Origin of the sequence: Kitasatospora sp. NBC_00039 (assembly GCF_045160625.1) — a bacterium.
Lineage (GTDB): Bacteria > Actinomycetota > Actinomycetes > Streptomycetales > Streptomycetaceae > Kitasatospora.
Genome location: NZ_CP108289.1, coordinates 1695421 through 1709906 on the forward strand (window position 1 = coordinate 1695421; position 14486 = coordinate 1709906).

Genomic DNA, 14486 nt, shown 5'->3' on the forward strand with positions numbered 1-14486 from the left:
CGTGCCTCTCCGGAGCAGTGGCCTTCCCGAGTAGAACGCGGTTCCACCGCGGTTCCACCGCTCCACCGACAGCAGCGGGCCGGGACACCTCACCAGGTGCCCCGGCCCGTTTCGTCGTCCCGGAAGCGGCTCACGGCCGCGCTCGTCAGACAGCCCCCCGCGCCTAGCGGCTTCGCTCGCGGGCGGCGGTCAGCCGGCCCCGCACGGCGGCGTGGACCTCGGCCTCCTCGGCCGGGTCGGCGGCGAGGCGGCGCAGGCGCTCCAGCACGCGGGCGTCGCCGGTGGTGGCGACGTGCCTCGCGGCGAGCTCCCGGGTGGACTCCTCGCAGTCCCATAGGCACTCGACGGCCGGCCCCTCGGGGAAGTGCACGTCGGTCGCGGCGAGCGCCCGGGCGGCGCGGCCGCGCAGTTCGGACGAGGCGGCCTCGCCGTAGATGTGGCGCAGGACGGGGACGGCTTCGGCCGCGGCAAGCCGCCCCGCACCGTCGACCAGCGTCCCGAGGCCGGTGCCGGTGCCGGTCACGCCGCGCACCGAGATCCAGCGACGCAGCCCGGCGACCACCAGGGGTGCGTCGCAGGGCTCGCCGGCGTCGGCGAGCAGCTGGACGGCGGCCTCGCCGAGGGCGCTGTCGGCGCCGCCGGTGGCCGGGTCGGCCCAGCGGCGGGCGTGCGCCAGCACCTCGGGGCCGCGCATCCGGCCGAGCAGTTCCAGGGCGGCGCGCACCATCCGGTCGTCCACGTCGGCGGCGGCGGCCTCGATCAGGCCGGCCGCGGCCGGATCGCGCCGGTCGACCAGGTACCGGAGGGCTGCCCGGCGGGCGCCGGGCAGGCCGCTGCGGGCCGCCTCCAGCACCGCGGGGCGGTCCTCGGGGCGCACCACCGCGGCCAGGCAGCGCGCGGCAGCGGCCGCGCGCCGGTCCACGGCGTCGGGGCCGGCCGGGTCACCGGCGTCGCGGGCGGGCTCGGGACGGTCGGGCTGGCCGGCGAAGGCGCCGGCGCTCAGGCCGCCCAGCTCGCCCTGGTCGGCCCAGGCCAGCACGTCCGCGGTGGACCAGCCGGGGGTGACGCCGCTGCGGTTCAGCTGGCGTTGCCAGAGGTCGAAGGGGGACTGCTCGCTCGCCGCGGCGACCCGCGGGTGGTAGGCCGCCCAGAGCCGCCAGGGCCGGGGCTCGTACGCGGCGCGGATGAAGTCGCGAAGCTCGGCATCGCCCTCGGGGCCCGGCGGGAAGCGGTCCAGCACGGCGGTGCCGAGCAGCAGAAGGCCGCGGTCGTCGTCCCGCAGGGCCAGCTCGTCCAGGGCCCAGGCCCAGTTGGTGCCGGTGGCGGCGTACTCGCGCAGCATCAGCAGCGCGTCGCGCCGGCCGTAGGCGGCGAGGTGGCCGAGGACGGAGAGCGCGAGGCCCGTGCGGCCCTCGTCGTCGTCGAGGAGGTCCTCCGGGTCGTGGAGGTGGTCCTCGATGCCGCCGAGGGGCGCCTCCAGCTCCATGTAGAGGCGTGCGTAGTAGAGGGAGCGGTTCTCGACCTGCCAGTCGGCTCGCGGGTCCCTGGTGACGCACTCCTCCAGCGCGGCGATGGCTTCGGTGCGGTCGGCGGCCAGCGCATGGAGCTGCCCGTCACCGCGACCTCGCTGAAGGAGGCCGAGGAGGCTGGCACTGGGTGCTATCACTGGCTCGAACATGAGGTCAGCATCCGTTGCGGCGGTCGTAGTGGCAACGGGATTTCCGTCGCCGGGGTCACTGGTCGGTACTGCGGTGGGCGCCCGGGCGCCGGAATCACCGAAGGTTACCGCCTCGGGCACCCCGCCGCACACAGGGCGACCGACCCTACTGTCCGGTTGGCATATGCCGGAGGAATTTTGCCGGGGATCTGCCCAAATCCCCCACGGGGGTCAGGCCGCTGTGCAACAGTCTTTTCACCACCCGGACAGGCCCCTCAAGGCCGCCTCCTCCGACCGATGGAACCGCCATGAGCATGCCCAGAACCGCCGGCCGTCCGCCGGGCACCGCCGCGGCGGACGGGCCGGCGGGCAGCCCGGCGGACGGCGCCGGCCGGAGCGGAGCGGACGGTTCCACGGGCCACCGGGCCGGCAGCGGAACGGGCACCCGGTCCGGAGCCGGGGCGGCCGACGACGCGGTGGACGGCAGAGTGGACGGCACGGCGCAGGCGCCGTCCGACCCCGGAGTCGGCTCGGCCGAGTGGGATCTGCTCACCGACGACGTCCGGTGGTCCGCCGAGGTGTTCCGGCTGCTCGGGTGCGACCCCGGGCACGGCCCGCTCAGCCTCGACCGGCTGCCCGACCGCCTCGACGAGGCGGACCGGCCACAACTGCGCCGCATGATGACCGAAACCCTGGTGCACGGACGCCACGCCTACGGCACCCTTCAGGTACGCCACCCCTTCGGCGGACACGGCGCGATCGAGTGCACGGGCGAGCCCGTGCTCGGCACCGACGGCACCGTCACCGCGCTGCGCCTGCTGATCCGCCCGGCCGACCGGGCCTGAGCCTCCTCCCGTCGCGCACGAGGTTCCGCGCAAGGTCCCACGCGAGGTCCTGCGCAAGGTCGCGCACGAGCTCGCGCACGCGAGGTCCCGCACGAACGCCGCCGGTGCCGGCCTGCCCCGCGCCGAGACCGGATCACGGTCGGACCGAAGTCGACGACCCCCGGGCTCAGGCGAGCTTCGGCCGGTTCTTGGCGTCCGCCTGCCGCAACTCCCGCCCCAGCTCCGCACGGAGCTCGTCCACCACCGGCACCCCCCGGTAGCGGGCGGTCAGCCGGTACATCTCGCGCAGCCGGTCCCAGGTGCGGTGGGACGAGTTCTGGCCGATCAGGTTCATCGCCATCTTGGCCTGGAGCTCCGCCGCGTCCGGCTCGCCGGTGAGCCAGTGCACCGAGGCGAGGGTGATCCGGTCGAAGAGCGCCGAGCGCAGCTGCCCGGTGCCCTCGCGGAGCTTGATCACCCGCTCGGCCTGCTTCCTGGCCTGCGGGGCCGCCGACGGGTCGTGCTCCGCGAGGGTGCGCAGCACCAGCGCCTGCATGCCGCGCAGCTCGGCCTCGTCGAAGACCTGCATCCAGGACGGCGGCGGCTCGGGGACGTCCTCGGCGAAGAGGTCCTCGGCCTCGCCCAGCAGCCGCCAGGTGTCCTGGGAGTGCCCGATCGAGGCGTGCGCCCAGGCCTCCACGGTGTTGAGCATCGCGCGCGTTCTCGGCAGCGCCCGGCCGCCGCCGGCCTTCGCGGCCGACATCAGGTCGAGCGCGTCGTCGGCCCGGCCGAGGTGGACCATCTGACGGGCGGCGCGCGAGATCGCCTCGCCGGCCCTCGGGCGGTCGCCGGCCTCCTTGGCCGCCTCGGCGGCGATCACGAAGTACTTCTGCGCGGTCGGCTCCAGGCCGACGTCGTGCGACATCCAGCCCGCCAGCACCGCCAGGTTGGCGGCGACCAGCCACAACCGCTGCTCCACCGCAGGGTTGTGGCGGCTCGTCAACAGACCGCCCACCTCGTTGAGCTGACCCACCACCGCCTTGCGCTGGAGGCCTCCGCCGCGCGCGGCGTCCCAGGCGCGGAACACCTGCACCGAGCGCTCCAGCGCCTCCACCTCGTCGAGCCCGACCGGGCCCGCGTCGTACACGTCCACCACCGGACGGCCACCGCCCTGCCCGGTGACCACCGGTCGCGGGCCGGGCACGGAGGCCGCGTACGCGACCGCGTCCCCGCCCAGCCAGCCTTTCAGGGAGTCGGCGACGACCGCCCCGGCCGTGAGCGCGGCACCCGCGCCCACCAATCCACGTCGGTTCAGCATGAGGTCCATTCCCGTGAACTCGGTGAGGACCGCGGCCGTACGATCCGGCTCCCATGGATGTGCTGCGGGCTGCGCCGCTCCGGTCCTGGTGGGCCGGTGTCGTTCCAGACCGAGGTCCTCAGTGGTGACGACACGGCCGAGCCGCTCCGTGAACACGGTTGCCAGCACCCTCGGCACCGGATCGCGCGGGATCTCCCCCTGCTCGATCCACCGCCGGACCCGTGAGGTGTCGGTGGACAGCTGCTGCTGTCCCATCGCGGCACCACGCCGGTTGACCAGCCGTGCCAGCTCGCCCTTCGACCATCCGGTCAGGACGAACAGATCGGCGAGTCGGGTGTTGGGTCCCCTGCTCACGTGAAGCCCCCAGGTTCCTCGGCTGGTTCGAGGCTAGAGGCTCCGTCATGTGCCAGGCGAGCATTCGCCAGGCTTCGCCAGGGTCCGCCACATTACCAACCAGTGCCATCCGGGTGTGATGTAGAGGTGCGCCACCTCGCCCCTCGGGTCGGGCGGCGCCCCAGGCCGGACCGGGGACTCCCCGCCCGTGTCAGGGGGCGTCCCCGGTCCTCACCCGAGGGGGTGGCGCGGCCGGGTGGCGCGGGGGCGCCGGGCACGGCCACGGCAGTACCGGCCGACCGCATTCCCCAGGGTGCGGGCGGCCGGACCACCGCCGCAGCAAGGGGCTTCGGCCCCCGCGTCCGTGCCCGGCGCCCGCGCTCCACCCACCGCACCAGGGCCGCCGTCACGCCAGGAAGCACGCGGCACCGGCCCTCCCCGCACCGCGGGGCGTACCCGCCGACGGACAGGAAGGGACCACCCTCACCCCATGTACTCCTCAGCGACCTCCCCCTCGCCGACCGCGACCCGCACCGCGCTGCGCCCCCCCACCGCAGCCACCGGCCGTCCCGGCCCCAAGCAGGTCCCGCCGCCGAGCCGCCCCGCGGCCCCGCGCGGCACCGACGGCCGGTCCGCGGACGCCCGGGGCCAGGCCGCGCGCACGGCGCTGGGGCTGCGCGCCCCCGACTCCGTCCTGCCGGGCGGCGCCCGCGTCCCGGCCGCCCGCCCGGGCGACGGCCGGATGCTGCGCCCGCCGATGCGGCCGGGCCAGCCCGGCACCGCCGAGCGGATCGACCCGTCTGCGCTGCAGACGCCCGCGGTCCGGGCCGCGCTGGCCGGAGTCGCGCGGATATGTCCCGCCTTCACCCCGCGCCAGGTGCTGCGCGAGGGGAGCCGCCACATCCTGGTGGCGGGCACCATCGGGCGGGCGCCGGTGGTCGCCAAGTGCCTGGCGCCGCAGGCGGTGCGGAGTGAGTACTTCGAGCAGCTGGTGGCCGACTTCCACCACGAGGTCGCGGTCTACCGGGCCTTCGTCCGGCACCGTCCGCCGGTGCGGCTGCCCCGGCTGGTCGCGGCCGACCACGACCGCTGCGTGCTCGTCATGGAGCGCGTTCCCGGGCGGCCGGCCGCCCGGGAACGCCACCCGGTCAACGCGCCCACCCCGGGCGAGGTGCGGGCGCTGCTCGGCGCCGTCCGCACGCTCAACCTGTGGCGGCCGCCGACCGACGTGTTCCAGCCGCGACTGGACTACCAGTTGGAGATCGCCCGGTACCACTCGGTGGGCCAGCTCACCGACCGGGACGCCGGCGACCTGCGTGGACTGCTGCACGGGCTGAGCCACACCCCGCTCCAGCTCTGCCACGGCGACGCCCTGCTCAGCAACATGCTGCTGGCGCCGTCCGGGCCGGTGCTGGTCGACTGGGAGCAGGCCGGCTGGTACCTGCCCGGCTACGACCTGGCGGTGCTCTGGAGCGTCCTCTCCGGGGACACCGCGGCCCGCCGCCAGATCAGCCAACTCGCCCAGAGCGGCGGCACGCTGGCCCGGGACGCGTTCCTGGTCAACCTGGTACTGGTGCTGATGCGGGAGATCCGGCTGTACGACGTGCCGGGGGCCGGCGAGGAGCAGCGGATCATGATCCGCCGGCTGTACGACGACGCCGCACTGGCCCGCCGTGCCGTCCGCGCCGCGGTCGGCACGCGCTGAGCAGGGTCGGCGGAAGCCGGCTGCGCGTCAGGCCCGACGGCGGGGCCCGGTCCTCAGGACCGGGCCCCGCCGTCCAGGGCGGCACGGCCGGCGGCGTCCAGGACGGCCTCGTCCGGGGCGAAGTACACCCGGCTGCTGAGCACGTCGCGCAGGTAGCGTTCGAGCGGGTGACGCCGGCTCAGGCCGGGATTGCCGGTGAGCGAGACGGCCTGCTGGACGGCCGTCGTCGCGGCGCGGGTGACCAGCAGGTGGGCGGGCCCGGTCCGGGCGACGGCGTCCGGATCACCCCGGTCGACGCGCCGGGCAAGGCCGTTGACCAGCTCCTCGGCGCCGATCAGCTGGGCCTCGATCTCGCCCAGCGCGCAGCGGTACCGGGGCAGGCGGCCGAGCGGCTCGGTCAGGTTGGCCGGGGTGCGCTGGTGCAGGAAGCGCACCAGCCAGTCCTCGGCGGAGCGGGCCACCCCGAGGGCGACCGCAGAGAGGGCCAGGTCGTGCCAGGCCCGGGTGAGTTCGGCGGCCGGCACGGCGGACTCCCCGACTCCGGTCCCCGAAGGGGCAGTTCCGGTTCCTGTCGGCGCGCTTCCCGAAGGGGAGGTTCCGCTTCCCGAACATGCCGCTCCCGACAGGACGGTTCCGGCGAGGGTGGCTCCCGAAGGAGCGGCGGATCCCGAGGGAACGGTTCCGGCCACGGTCTTCGGCACGGCGAGCCCGAGGGCCAGTACGGCCGGCACCCGGACGGCGTCCAGCACCACGTCATGGCCGGCACTGGCCCGCAGGCCGAGCTGGTCCCAGGTCGGGTCGACCTCGAGGCCCTCGCTCTCACCGCGGACCAGGAACGTCCCGACCCGCGGCACCGGCTCGTCGGTCCGCGCGGTGACCGCCATCCAGGCCAGCGCCTCGGCGCCGGCGCAGTACGTCTTCCGGCCGGTGAGCAGCCATCCATCGCCGTCCCGGCGGGCCGTCGTGGCCGGAATCGCATCTCCCGGCCCACCGCCCTGGCCGCCGGGCTCCGCGTGCAGGGTGCTGACCAGCGCCGGCCCGCGCCGGGACTCGGTGAGCAGCCGCCGGTAGCCGGCAGCCGGCCAGCTCGCCACCCGGGCCTGCTCGGCGTGCCGGAGCAGGGTGAACGCGGTGACCACGGCCACAGAGGCGTCTCCGCGCCCGAGTTGGGCGAGCACCCGGACGGTGTCGGCGAGCGTCCCGCCCGGCCCGCCGTACTGCCGGCCGACGGTGAGGGTGAGCAGTCCGGCCTCGTGCACCGCCTCGATGCCCTGGTACGGGAAGGTGGCGTCGCGGTCGTGCTCCTCGGCCCGGGCGGCCAGCAGGTCGACGACCCGGGGCAGTCCCGCGAGAGCGGTGGCGACGGGCGACTGGTCAGCGGCGAAGGTGGTCGCGGTGCTGGTCATGGTGCTGGTGCCTCCGGGCGGCAGCGTGGGCTCGGCAACTGCGGGCGGCACGCCGGCGGGCGCGCGGTACCGGTTCGGCGGCCCCGGAAGTCAGCGGAACGCCCGCCCCCGGATCGGCGCCGGCCCTCCGGCCGGCCGCGCGCCGCCTCGGGGACGAATCCCCCTCAGTGGCCCGGACACGCCGCGCTGGCGGTGCGCCGCAGGTCCAGGTAGCTGCGGCGGGTCAGCAGCGGGAGACGGCACGACATGTTCGCGACTGTACGAACCGGTGATCGAAACCGTCAAGCAGCGACCGGGCCGCGGGATGGCCCGGCCACTCCCGGCCTGCCCCGACCGTCCTCCTGGCCGTCCTCCTGGCCGGAATCCGACCGGGTACGGGTCGGGTGCCGGTCAGCCCTGCTGGAACATGTCCGCCGGGAGCGGCTTGAGCAGCTGGTAGAGGTCGTCCGAAATCGGTCGGTCCCAGGAGGCGATGGTGACCTGCACGCCGTCGCTGCGCCCGAACTGGGAGCAGAACAGTCGACCCTCGCTGACCTTGACCTTCTTCACGATCAGCAGGTCGTCCCCGAGCATCACCGGGAAGTCCTCGGCCGAGACGAACTCGACCGGTTCCTCGTTCTCCAGGGCCGCGAGCAGCTGCCGGACCTCGAAGGGCACGTCGTCCCCGGTGTCGCGGGCCGGCGAACCCTCGGGGAGGTTGCCGATGAACATCGCCGGGCCTCTGCCGCCGAACAGGTCATAGCGCAGGAAAATCCCCTGGCAGGAGCCGTCCGGACCGGTCATCATGGCCGCACCGAAGTCGCCGGGCCAGTCGCCCGGGTCCATCGCGAGCACGTCGAAGTCCGGGCCGGTGGGCTGTCCGGAGCGACGGCGGAGAAAAGACATGGGAACATCGTACGTGCCCGGCACACCGCTCTCACGGGGTGGGTGGGGCACCGGACGGAGATCCACGCTCAGAGACCAATGTTGACTCTGAGCAACCGTCCGGGCTACGTTCGGTTCAGCACGACAGCCGTTCTGGGTTTCACCCTCCGGGGGGACGGCATGTCGCAACGCGGCCCTACACGCGTATCCCTCACTGTGCACATTTGTCGTGCCGAACCGTCGAGCACCCAGCTTCGTCGTCGCACACAGCACTGCACAGCGAGCACAACACAGAAGCCAACAGTTCCATGCCACACAAGCAAGGTCCGCGGGGCCCCGGCCCGTCGCTCCCGCGGATCTGCTCGGGACGCCGCCGCGTGGGGGCGTGCGGGTCCCGAGCACCCGGTACCGGCTCCGAGTCGCTCTCGGTTCCGGTGCCAGCCTCCCGGCGACTGCCGGCCCCCTCGTGGGGTCGGGACCGGCCGACGCACCCCCGGTGCGCAGGGGACGACTGGGAGGCAGGCCTGGCAGTACTGCCGGGCTACACAGCAGGCGCCGTGTCTGGCCGCGTGGGGGCGGTGGGCACGGCGTCTGCCTGTGCTCATACTCTGAGCTGCGTTTGTCTAACAGTCAACAGAAATTATGACCGGGTACGCTCAAATGAGATCGGACCGATGCAACCCCGATGCCCCGGGGGCGCACAGCGGAACGGGCCCCTGGTCGGGGCCCGTTCGGGCGGGTCCGGGGCGAGGCCCGGCCGGCGCCTCAGGTGAGGTCGAACTCGCCGTCCCGGGCGCCGAGCACGAAGGCCCGCCACTCGCCCGGGGTGAAGACCAGGACCGGGCCGTCGTCCTGACGGCCGTCCCGCATGCCGATGTAGCCGTCCACGAACGCGATCTGGACATCCCCGACGCCCTGACTGCTGCACAGCCAGGTGGCTCCGGTGAAGTCGACCTTCGGCTTCCCGTTCGGCGCGAGCTCCCGGACGGCTCCGGCCCCCTCGACGGCGGACCCTCCGGCCGCCCCGACGGCCGATTCCACGTCAGTCCCGATGTTGGCTGCCACTGCTGCTCTCCTCCCGACGGTCTTCCGGGGCCAGCCTAGCCATCGCCGCCACCCCGGTCAGGGGGTTGCCGAGGACTCCCCCGACGGTGGGACTCCTCGCCCGGGCCGTACTCGATCGGCCCCGCCCGCCCCTCGCCGCCCGCCGGTGGACCGGAGCCGGTGCGCCGGAAGCGCTGAGCGTGTCCCGCCCGGGCGGGCGGCGGGCGAGCTGCCAGAGTGTGGGAAGCCCCCACCGAGCACCCCCCACCAAGCAGCTTCACCGAGCACCCTCGCCGAGCAGCTTCACCGAGCACCCTCGCCGAGCAGCTTCACCGAGCACCCCCACCGAACACCCCACCCCGCGCCCCCAGGAGCAGCCGATGAGCCGCCGGGACGGCACCCGCGCCGATGTCATCCCCATCTCCGACGCCCCCTCGGCCCACCCTCCGGCGCCCCGCACCCCGCCCTCGCGCACCCCGCTGCCCCGGCCGACCCCGGGCCGGCCCCCCGCGCACGGCCGGGTCGGGGTCGTGCTGGTCTCGCACAGCCAGGAGCTGGCCGCCGCCGTCCGCGCCCTGACGCTCGCACTCGCCGGCTCCGACTCCCCCGCCCCGATCGCCGCGACCGGCGGCGACCTGGTCTCCGGCCCCGGCATCAGCGCCGTCCTGGTGGCCGCCGCCACCCGCCGGGTCGACCAGGGCCACGGCGTGGTGATCCTGGCCGACCTGGGCGGCGCGGTCTCCACCGTCCGCGCGCTGCTCGCCGCCGCGGACGAGCACGGCCTGCCCTTCCCGGTCCGCTTCGCCAATGCCCCGTTCGTGGAGGGCGCGGTGGCGGCCGTCGCCACCGCGACCGCGGGGGGCGACCTCTCGGCGGTGCTGGACGCCGCCGAGGAGGCGTACCGCCAGCACAAGGACTGAGCCGCCGTCACCGCCTCGGTTCCCGGTGGCGCTTCTCGGCGTTCCACCCCACGGCGGGTGACGGCGCGGCTACCATCGGCGCAGGACCTGCCGGGCGGGCCGGTCGGTCGGAGGGGGGAACCTCAGCCATGCGCGTGGTCGTCACCGGCGGGGCCGGATTCATCGGAGCCAACCTGGTCCGGGCCCTGCTGGCCCGCCCCGAGGTGGACCAGGTCCGGGTCGTGGACGACCTGTCCACCGGCAGCAAGGCCAACCTGGCCGGCACCGGCGCCGTGCTCCACGAGGGCAGCATCCTCGAACCGGCGCTGCTGGACGAGGCGTTCACGGGTGCCGACGCGGTGGTGCACCTGGCCGCGTTGCCCTCCGTCCCGCGCTCGGTCAAGGACCCGCTGGCCAGCCACCACGCCAACGCCACCGGCACCCTGGAGGTCCTGGAGGCGGCGCGGCGGGCCGGCGGACTGTACGTGGCCGCCGCCTCCTCGTCCTCGGTCTACGGCGCCAACCGCGAGCTGCCCAAGCGCGAGACCATGCGCACCGCGCCGATGAGCCCCTACGCGGTGAGCAAGCTGGCCACCGAGTCGTACCTGGCGGCCTACCACCACTGCTACGGGCTGGGGGTGCTCCCGCTGCGGTTCTTCAACGTGTTCGGCCCGCTCCAGCCGGCCGGGCACGCGTACGCCGCGGTGGTGCCCGCCTTCCTGGACGCCGCGCTGGCCGGGCGGCCGCTGACCGTGCACGGGGACGGCGGCCAGAGCCGGGACTTCACCTACGTCGGCACGGTGACCCAGGTGATCAGCGAGGCGGTGGTCCGCCGGGTGGTGCACGCCGACCCGGTCAACCTGGCCTTCGGCACCCGCACGTCGCTGCTGGAGCTGGTCGGCGAGCTGGAGTCGGTGCTCGGCCGCCCCGTCGAGGTCACCCACACCGACCCGCGGCCCGGCGACGTCCGGGATTCCCAGGCCGACAACTCCCGGCTGCGCGGGCTTTTCCCGAACGTCCGCCCGGTGCCGCTGCGCGAGGGGCTGGAGCGTACGGCGGAGTGGTTCCGGGCGCTCTGAGGGCCTGCCGGGAGGGCCTGCCGTGAGGGTGCCGGCCCGCGCGCCGCGTCACGGCGCGCCTTGGCCCTCGCCGTCCCGGACGTCCCCGTCCTGACCCTCGCCGTCCCGGCCCTCGTCACCCTTGTCGTCCCCGTCCCGGGCCTCGTCGCCGAACGGTCCGCCCGGGCCGAAGACCAACGCGGCGAACCGTTCGCCGATCAGCCGGTGCCCGGCCGGGTTCGGGTGCAGCAGGTCGGCCAGACCCTCGGCGTCCTCCGGGCCCAGCAGCGCGAGCCCGTCCAGGTGGTGCAGGTGCGGGTCGCCGGCCGCCCGGGCCGCCGTGATCTCGGCCAGCTCGGCGCGGACCGCCTCCAGGGTGAGCGCACCGCCCGCAATGTCGGCCGGGTCGCCGAGCGCCGCGAACCGGGGCCCGTCCGCCGTCTGCTCGTACGCCGCCGGGCCCGGGGTCCGTTCGAACGGTGGGCTGAGCAGCGGGGAGACCACCAGGAGCGGGGTGTCCGGGTGCCCCTCGCGGACGGTGTCCAGGAAGCCGTGCACGGCCGGGACGAAGGCGCGCCGGCGGAACGAGGCCGCGGTGATGACGTTGATGCCGATCTTGAGGCTGATCAGATCGGCCGGCTGGTCGCGGATGGTGCGGGCGGTGAACGGGTCCAGATGGGCGTTGCCGGCCAGCGAGAGGTTGAGCAGGTCGACGCCGGCCCGCTCCGCGGCGATCCACGGCCAGACGTCGGCGGCCGAGTCGGCCTCCGGGGCCTGGCTGATCGAACTGCCGTGGTGCAGCCAGCGCCGCCGCGCGGTCGGCCGGGGCGGGTGGACCGCCGCGTCGGCGCGCAGGGCGACCAGCTCGACGGAGGTCCACTGCGGCAGCCACAGCTCCACCTCGCGCTCGGCGTCCGGGGCGCCGGGGTGGAAGCGCAGGACGGCCGGACCGCCCGCAGCCGGGAGTGGCACCCGGTCGGCCCGCACGCCGTCCAGCACCAGCTCGACCGCGCCCGGGTGCGGCGGCTCCGGCGCCGCGTGCAGGACGAGTTCGAGTACCGTCGCCGCCGTCCGGAAGGCCAGCCGCACGCCGGACGGCATCGTGGCCACCCGGCGCACCGCGTCGCCCGGGAACTGCGCGGCCGTCCAGGCGGGCAGCCGCCAGGGCCGCAGACCGGCCGCGGTGCGCTCCAGGTGCAGCGCACCGCGGAACTCCACCGGCCCGGCCGGAAGCGGGACTTCGGTCAGCTCTGCCGGGGATCCGGTCACGGGCGCTCCTTGCCCTCCCACTCGAAGAAGGTCCCGCCCCGGGACTCCCTGGCCTGGCGCAGGCACTGGTGCTCCTCGTCGATCATCGGCGGCAGGTCGTCCAGGTCGAACCAGCCGACGGCGAGCGCCTCGTCGTCGTTCACCCGGGCCTCGCCGCCGACCGGCCGGCAGCGGAAGACGTGCACCAGGTACTGCGACACGTCGCCGTTGGGATAGGTGATGTCGTCCGTGACGCGCACGCCGGCGAGCACCTCGGGGACGGCGACGACGCCGGTCTCCTCCAGGCACTCGCGCACCACGCCGTCGGCGGGCTGCTCGCCCGGGTCGAGGATGCCGCCGGGCAGCGCCCAGCGGCCGTCGTCGGCCCGCTGGATGAGCAGCACCCGGCCCTGGTCGTCCAGGACGACGGCGATGGCGGCGCTGAGCCAGAGCTTGCGGGTGCCGACGACGGCGCGGAGGTCGGCGAGGAACGCGGGAATGGCCATGTCCCGCACCCTATCCGGCGGCCGGGAACGACGGTCGGGAACGACGGGTCGGAACCGGTGGACGGAAACCGGTGGACGGGAACCAGTGGCCGGGAAGCCGTGGTCGGGAACCCCGGTGGAGGATGTCGTCGGGAGTCTGCGGCGGTCAGGAACCGGAGGCCCGCAGCGGCCGGGCGGGCGAGCCGACCACCACCTCACCGGGCTGGACGTCCCTGGTCACCACGGCGGCCGCGCCGACGAAGGCAGCCGCGCCGATCTTGCGGCCCTGCAGGACGACGGCGTTGCTGCCGACGGTGGCGCCGTCCGCCAGCAGCACCGCGCCGGACACGTTGCCGCCCGGGTAGACCGTCACCCGCTCGCCGAACACGGTGTCATGGCCGACGGTCGCGTTGTAGTGCACCTGGCTGTGCGCACCGAGGCGCACGCTGCTCGACACGTACGCACCGCCCATCACCAGGCAGCCCGGCCCGAGCACGGTGTCCGGCGCGATCAGCGCCCGGGGGTGGACGAGGGTGGCGGGCACCGCGCCCCGGCCGTCCAGCAGGGCGGCGAGCCGCTGCCGGACGGCCGGGTCTGCGATGCCGACCAGGTAGCGGGCGCCGGACGGAACGTCGGCGGGCCTGCGGACGGGCAGGCCGCGGACGGTGGCGCCGTGCTGGTGGTCGTCGAGGAATCCCGCCACCGGGACGCCGACCGCGAGCGCCGTGTCCAGCGCCTCGCGGCCGACGCCGCCGGCGCCGGCGATCCAGAGTTCCTGATGGTCCGTGGCGGCGGTCATCGCGGTCGTGGCGGTCATGGCGGTCATCCTGCCCGGTTCCGGGCCCGGCCTGCTCGGTTCGGTGTTCACGAGGGCTCCTCGACGACGGTGCGGACGGGCTGCGCCAGGCGCGGTCCGGTGGCCTGCCGGGGCAGGCTGATGGCCGGGAACGGGGTGACCGGCGCGGGTGCGGTTGCTGCTGCCGTTGCCGCCGGCGCTGTTGCCACGGGCGTCTCGGCGGGCTCGGCGGGCTCGGTGGGCGCCGGGAAACCGGGGTTGACCCCGCCGGCTGCGGTGATGCCGCTGGGGTTCAGCAGCACCTTGACGGTGAGCACGAGGATGCGCAGGTCCAACAGCAGCGAGCGGTGCCGGACGTACCAGAGGTCCAGCTCGATCCGCTCGGGCCAGGTGATCGAGTTGCGGCCCCTGACCTGCGCCCAGCCGGTGAGCCCCGGGCGGACGTCGAGCCGGCCGCGCTGGCGCCGGGAGTAGTGGACGACCTGCTCGGGCAGCGTGGGCCGGGGCCCGATCACGCCCATCTCGCCGCGGGCGACGTTCCAGAGCTGCGGCAGCTCGTCCAGGCTGGTCCTGCGGAGCAGTTCGCCGAGCCGGGTGATGCGGGGCGCGTCCGGCTCCTCGGGGAAACGTTTGTCCCGCATGGTGCGGAACTTGAGGATCTCGAACTCCTTGCCGTGCCACCCGGTCCTGGTCTGACGGAAGAGCACCGGTCCGCCCATCGTGCAGCGGATCAGCAGGGCGATCACCAGGCCGAGCGGAATCGCGACGATCCCGGCCAGAACGGTGACCGCGAGGTCCCCCCCTCGCTTCATGACGGTCCTTCCCCCTGATGTGGTGTGGCGGATGGGC

At 74.9% G+C, this 14486-nt stretch carries 13 protein-coding genes; 4 read left to right on the forward strand and 9 right to left on the reverse strand.

What is annotated here, in order from left to right:
* Positions 1-163: 163 nt before the first annotated feature.
* On the reverse strand, positions 164-1678 hold the full coding sequence (locus OG286_RS07685) for a HEAT repeat domain-containing protein (protein WP_396324864.1): 1515 nt from the start codon (positions 1676-1678) through the stop codon (positions 164-166).
* Between the two features lie 287 nt (positions 1679-1965).
* Here OG286_RS07685 and OG286_RS07690 point away from each other — a divergent pair, with 287 nt between their 5' ends.
* Entirely contained in the window at positions 1966-2502 is a 537-nt protein-coding gene (locus tag OG286_RS07690) for a hypothetical protein (RefSeq protein WP_396324863.1), read from the forward strand.
* 166 nt (positions 2503-2668) lie between these two features.
* Here OG286_RS07690 and OG286_RS07695 read toward each other — a convergent pair whose 3' ends face one another.
* Complete coding sequence (locus tag OG286_RS07695; protein ID WP_396324862.1) at positions 2669-4153, reverse strand: hypothetical protein; 1485 nt, start codon at positions 4151-4153, stop codon at positions 2669-2671.
* Positions 4154-4622: 469 nt separating this feature from the next.
* Between OG286_RS07695 and OG286_RS07700 the strand changes: the two genes are divergently transcribed.
* Complete coding sequence (locus tag OG286_RS07700; RefSeq protein WP_396324861.1) at positions 4623-5837, forward strand: phosphotransferase; 1215 nt, start codon at positions 4623-4625, stop codon at positions 5835-5837.
* A gap of 53 nt (positions 5838-5890) precedes the next feature.
* Here OG286_RS07700 and OG286_RS07705 read toward each other — a convergent pair whose 3' ends face one another.
* The 3 genes from OG286_RS07705 to OG286_RS07715 all read right to left on the reverse strand — a co-directional run bounded on the left by OG286_RS07705 (position 5891) and on the right by OG286_RS07715 (position 9172).
* Positions 5891-7243 (reverse strand): acyl-CoA dehydrogenase family protein, encoded by a 1353-nt coding sequence (locus OG286_RS07705; RefSeq protein ID WP_396324860.1) that lies wholly within the window; start codon positions 7241-7243, stop codon positions 5891-5893.
* 390 nt (positions 7244-7633) lie between these two features.
* Positions 7634-8128 carry a hypothetical protein gene (locus OG286_RS07710; RefSeq protein ID WP_396324859.1) on the reverse strand — a complete coding sequence of 165 codons (495 nt, stop codon included), beginning with the start codon at positions 8126-8128 and terminating at the stop codon, positions 7634-7636.
* A gap of 744 nt (positions 8129-8872) precedes the next feature.
* Complete coding sequence (locus OG286_RS07715) at positions 8873-9172, reverse strand: DUF397 domain-containing protein (protein ID WP_396324858.1); 300 nt, start codon at positions 9170-9172, stop codon at positions 8873-8875.
* Positions 9173-9531: 359 nt separating this feature from the next.
* Here OG286_RS07715 and OG286_RS07720 point away from each other — a divergent pair, with 359 nt between their 5' ends.
* The gene (locus tag OG286_RS07720; RefSeq protein ID WP_396324857.1) at positions 9532-10071 is read left to right on the forward strand and encodes a PTS-dependent dihydroxyacetone kinase phosphotransferase subunit DhaM; all 540 of its coding nucleotides are present in this window, start codon (positions 9532-9534) and stop codon (positions 10069-10071) included.
* 128 nt (positions 10072-10199) lie between these two features.
* Entirely contained in the window at positions 10200-11129 is a 930-nt protein-coding gene (locus OG286_RS07725; RefSeq protein ID WP_396324856.1) for an NAD-dependent epimerase/dehydratase family protein, read from the forward strand.
* A 48-nt stretch (positions 11130-11177) separates the two neighbouring features.
* Here OG286_RS07725 and OG286_RS07730 read toward each other — a convergent pair whose 3' ends face one another.
* The 4 genes from OG286_RS07730 to OG286_RS07745 form a co-directional block, all read right to left on the reverse strand.
* Positions 11178-12377 carry a GDSL-type esterase/lipase family protein gene (locus OG286_RS07730; RefSeq protein WP_396324855.1) on the reverse strand — a complete coding sequence of 400 codons (1200 nt, stop codon included), beginning with the start codon at positions 12375-12377 and terminating at the stop codon, positions 11178-11180.
* Positions 12374-12862 carry an NUDIX hydrolase gene (locus OG286_RS07735; protein WP_396324854.1) on the reverse strand — a complete coding sequence of 163 codons (489 nt, stop codon included), beginning with the start codon at positions 12860-12862 and terminating at the stop codon, positions 12374-12376. Before OG286_RS07735 ends, OG286_RS07730 begins: the two co-directional genes overlap by 4 nt.
* Before the next feature lie 145 nt (positions 12863-13007).
* On the reverse strand, positions 13008-13658 hold the full coding sequence (locus OG286_RS07740; protein WP_396324853.1) for a NeuD/PglB/VioB family sugar acetyltransferase: 651 nt from the start codon (positions 13656-13658) through the stop codon (positions 13008-13010).
* Positions 13659-13705: 47 nt separating this feature from the next.
* Entirely contained in the window at positions 13706-14449 is a 744-nt protein-coding gene (locus OG286_RS07745) for a sugar transferase (RefSeq protein ID WP_396324852.1), read from the reverse strand.
* Positions 14450-14486: the final 37 nt, after the last annotated feature.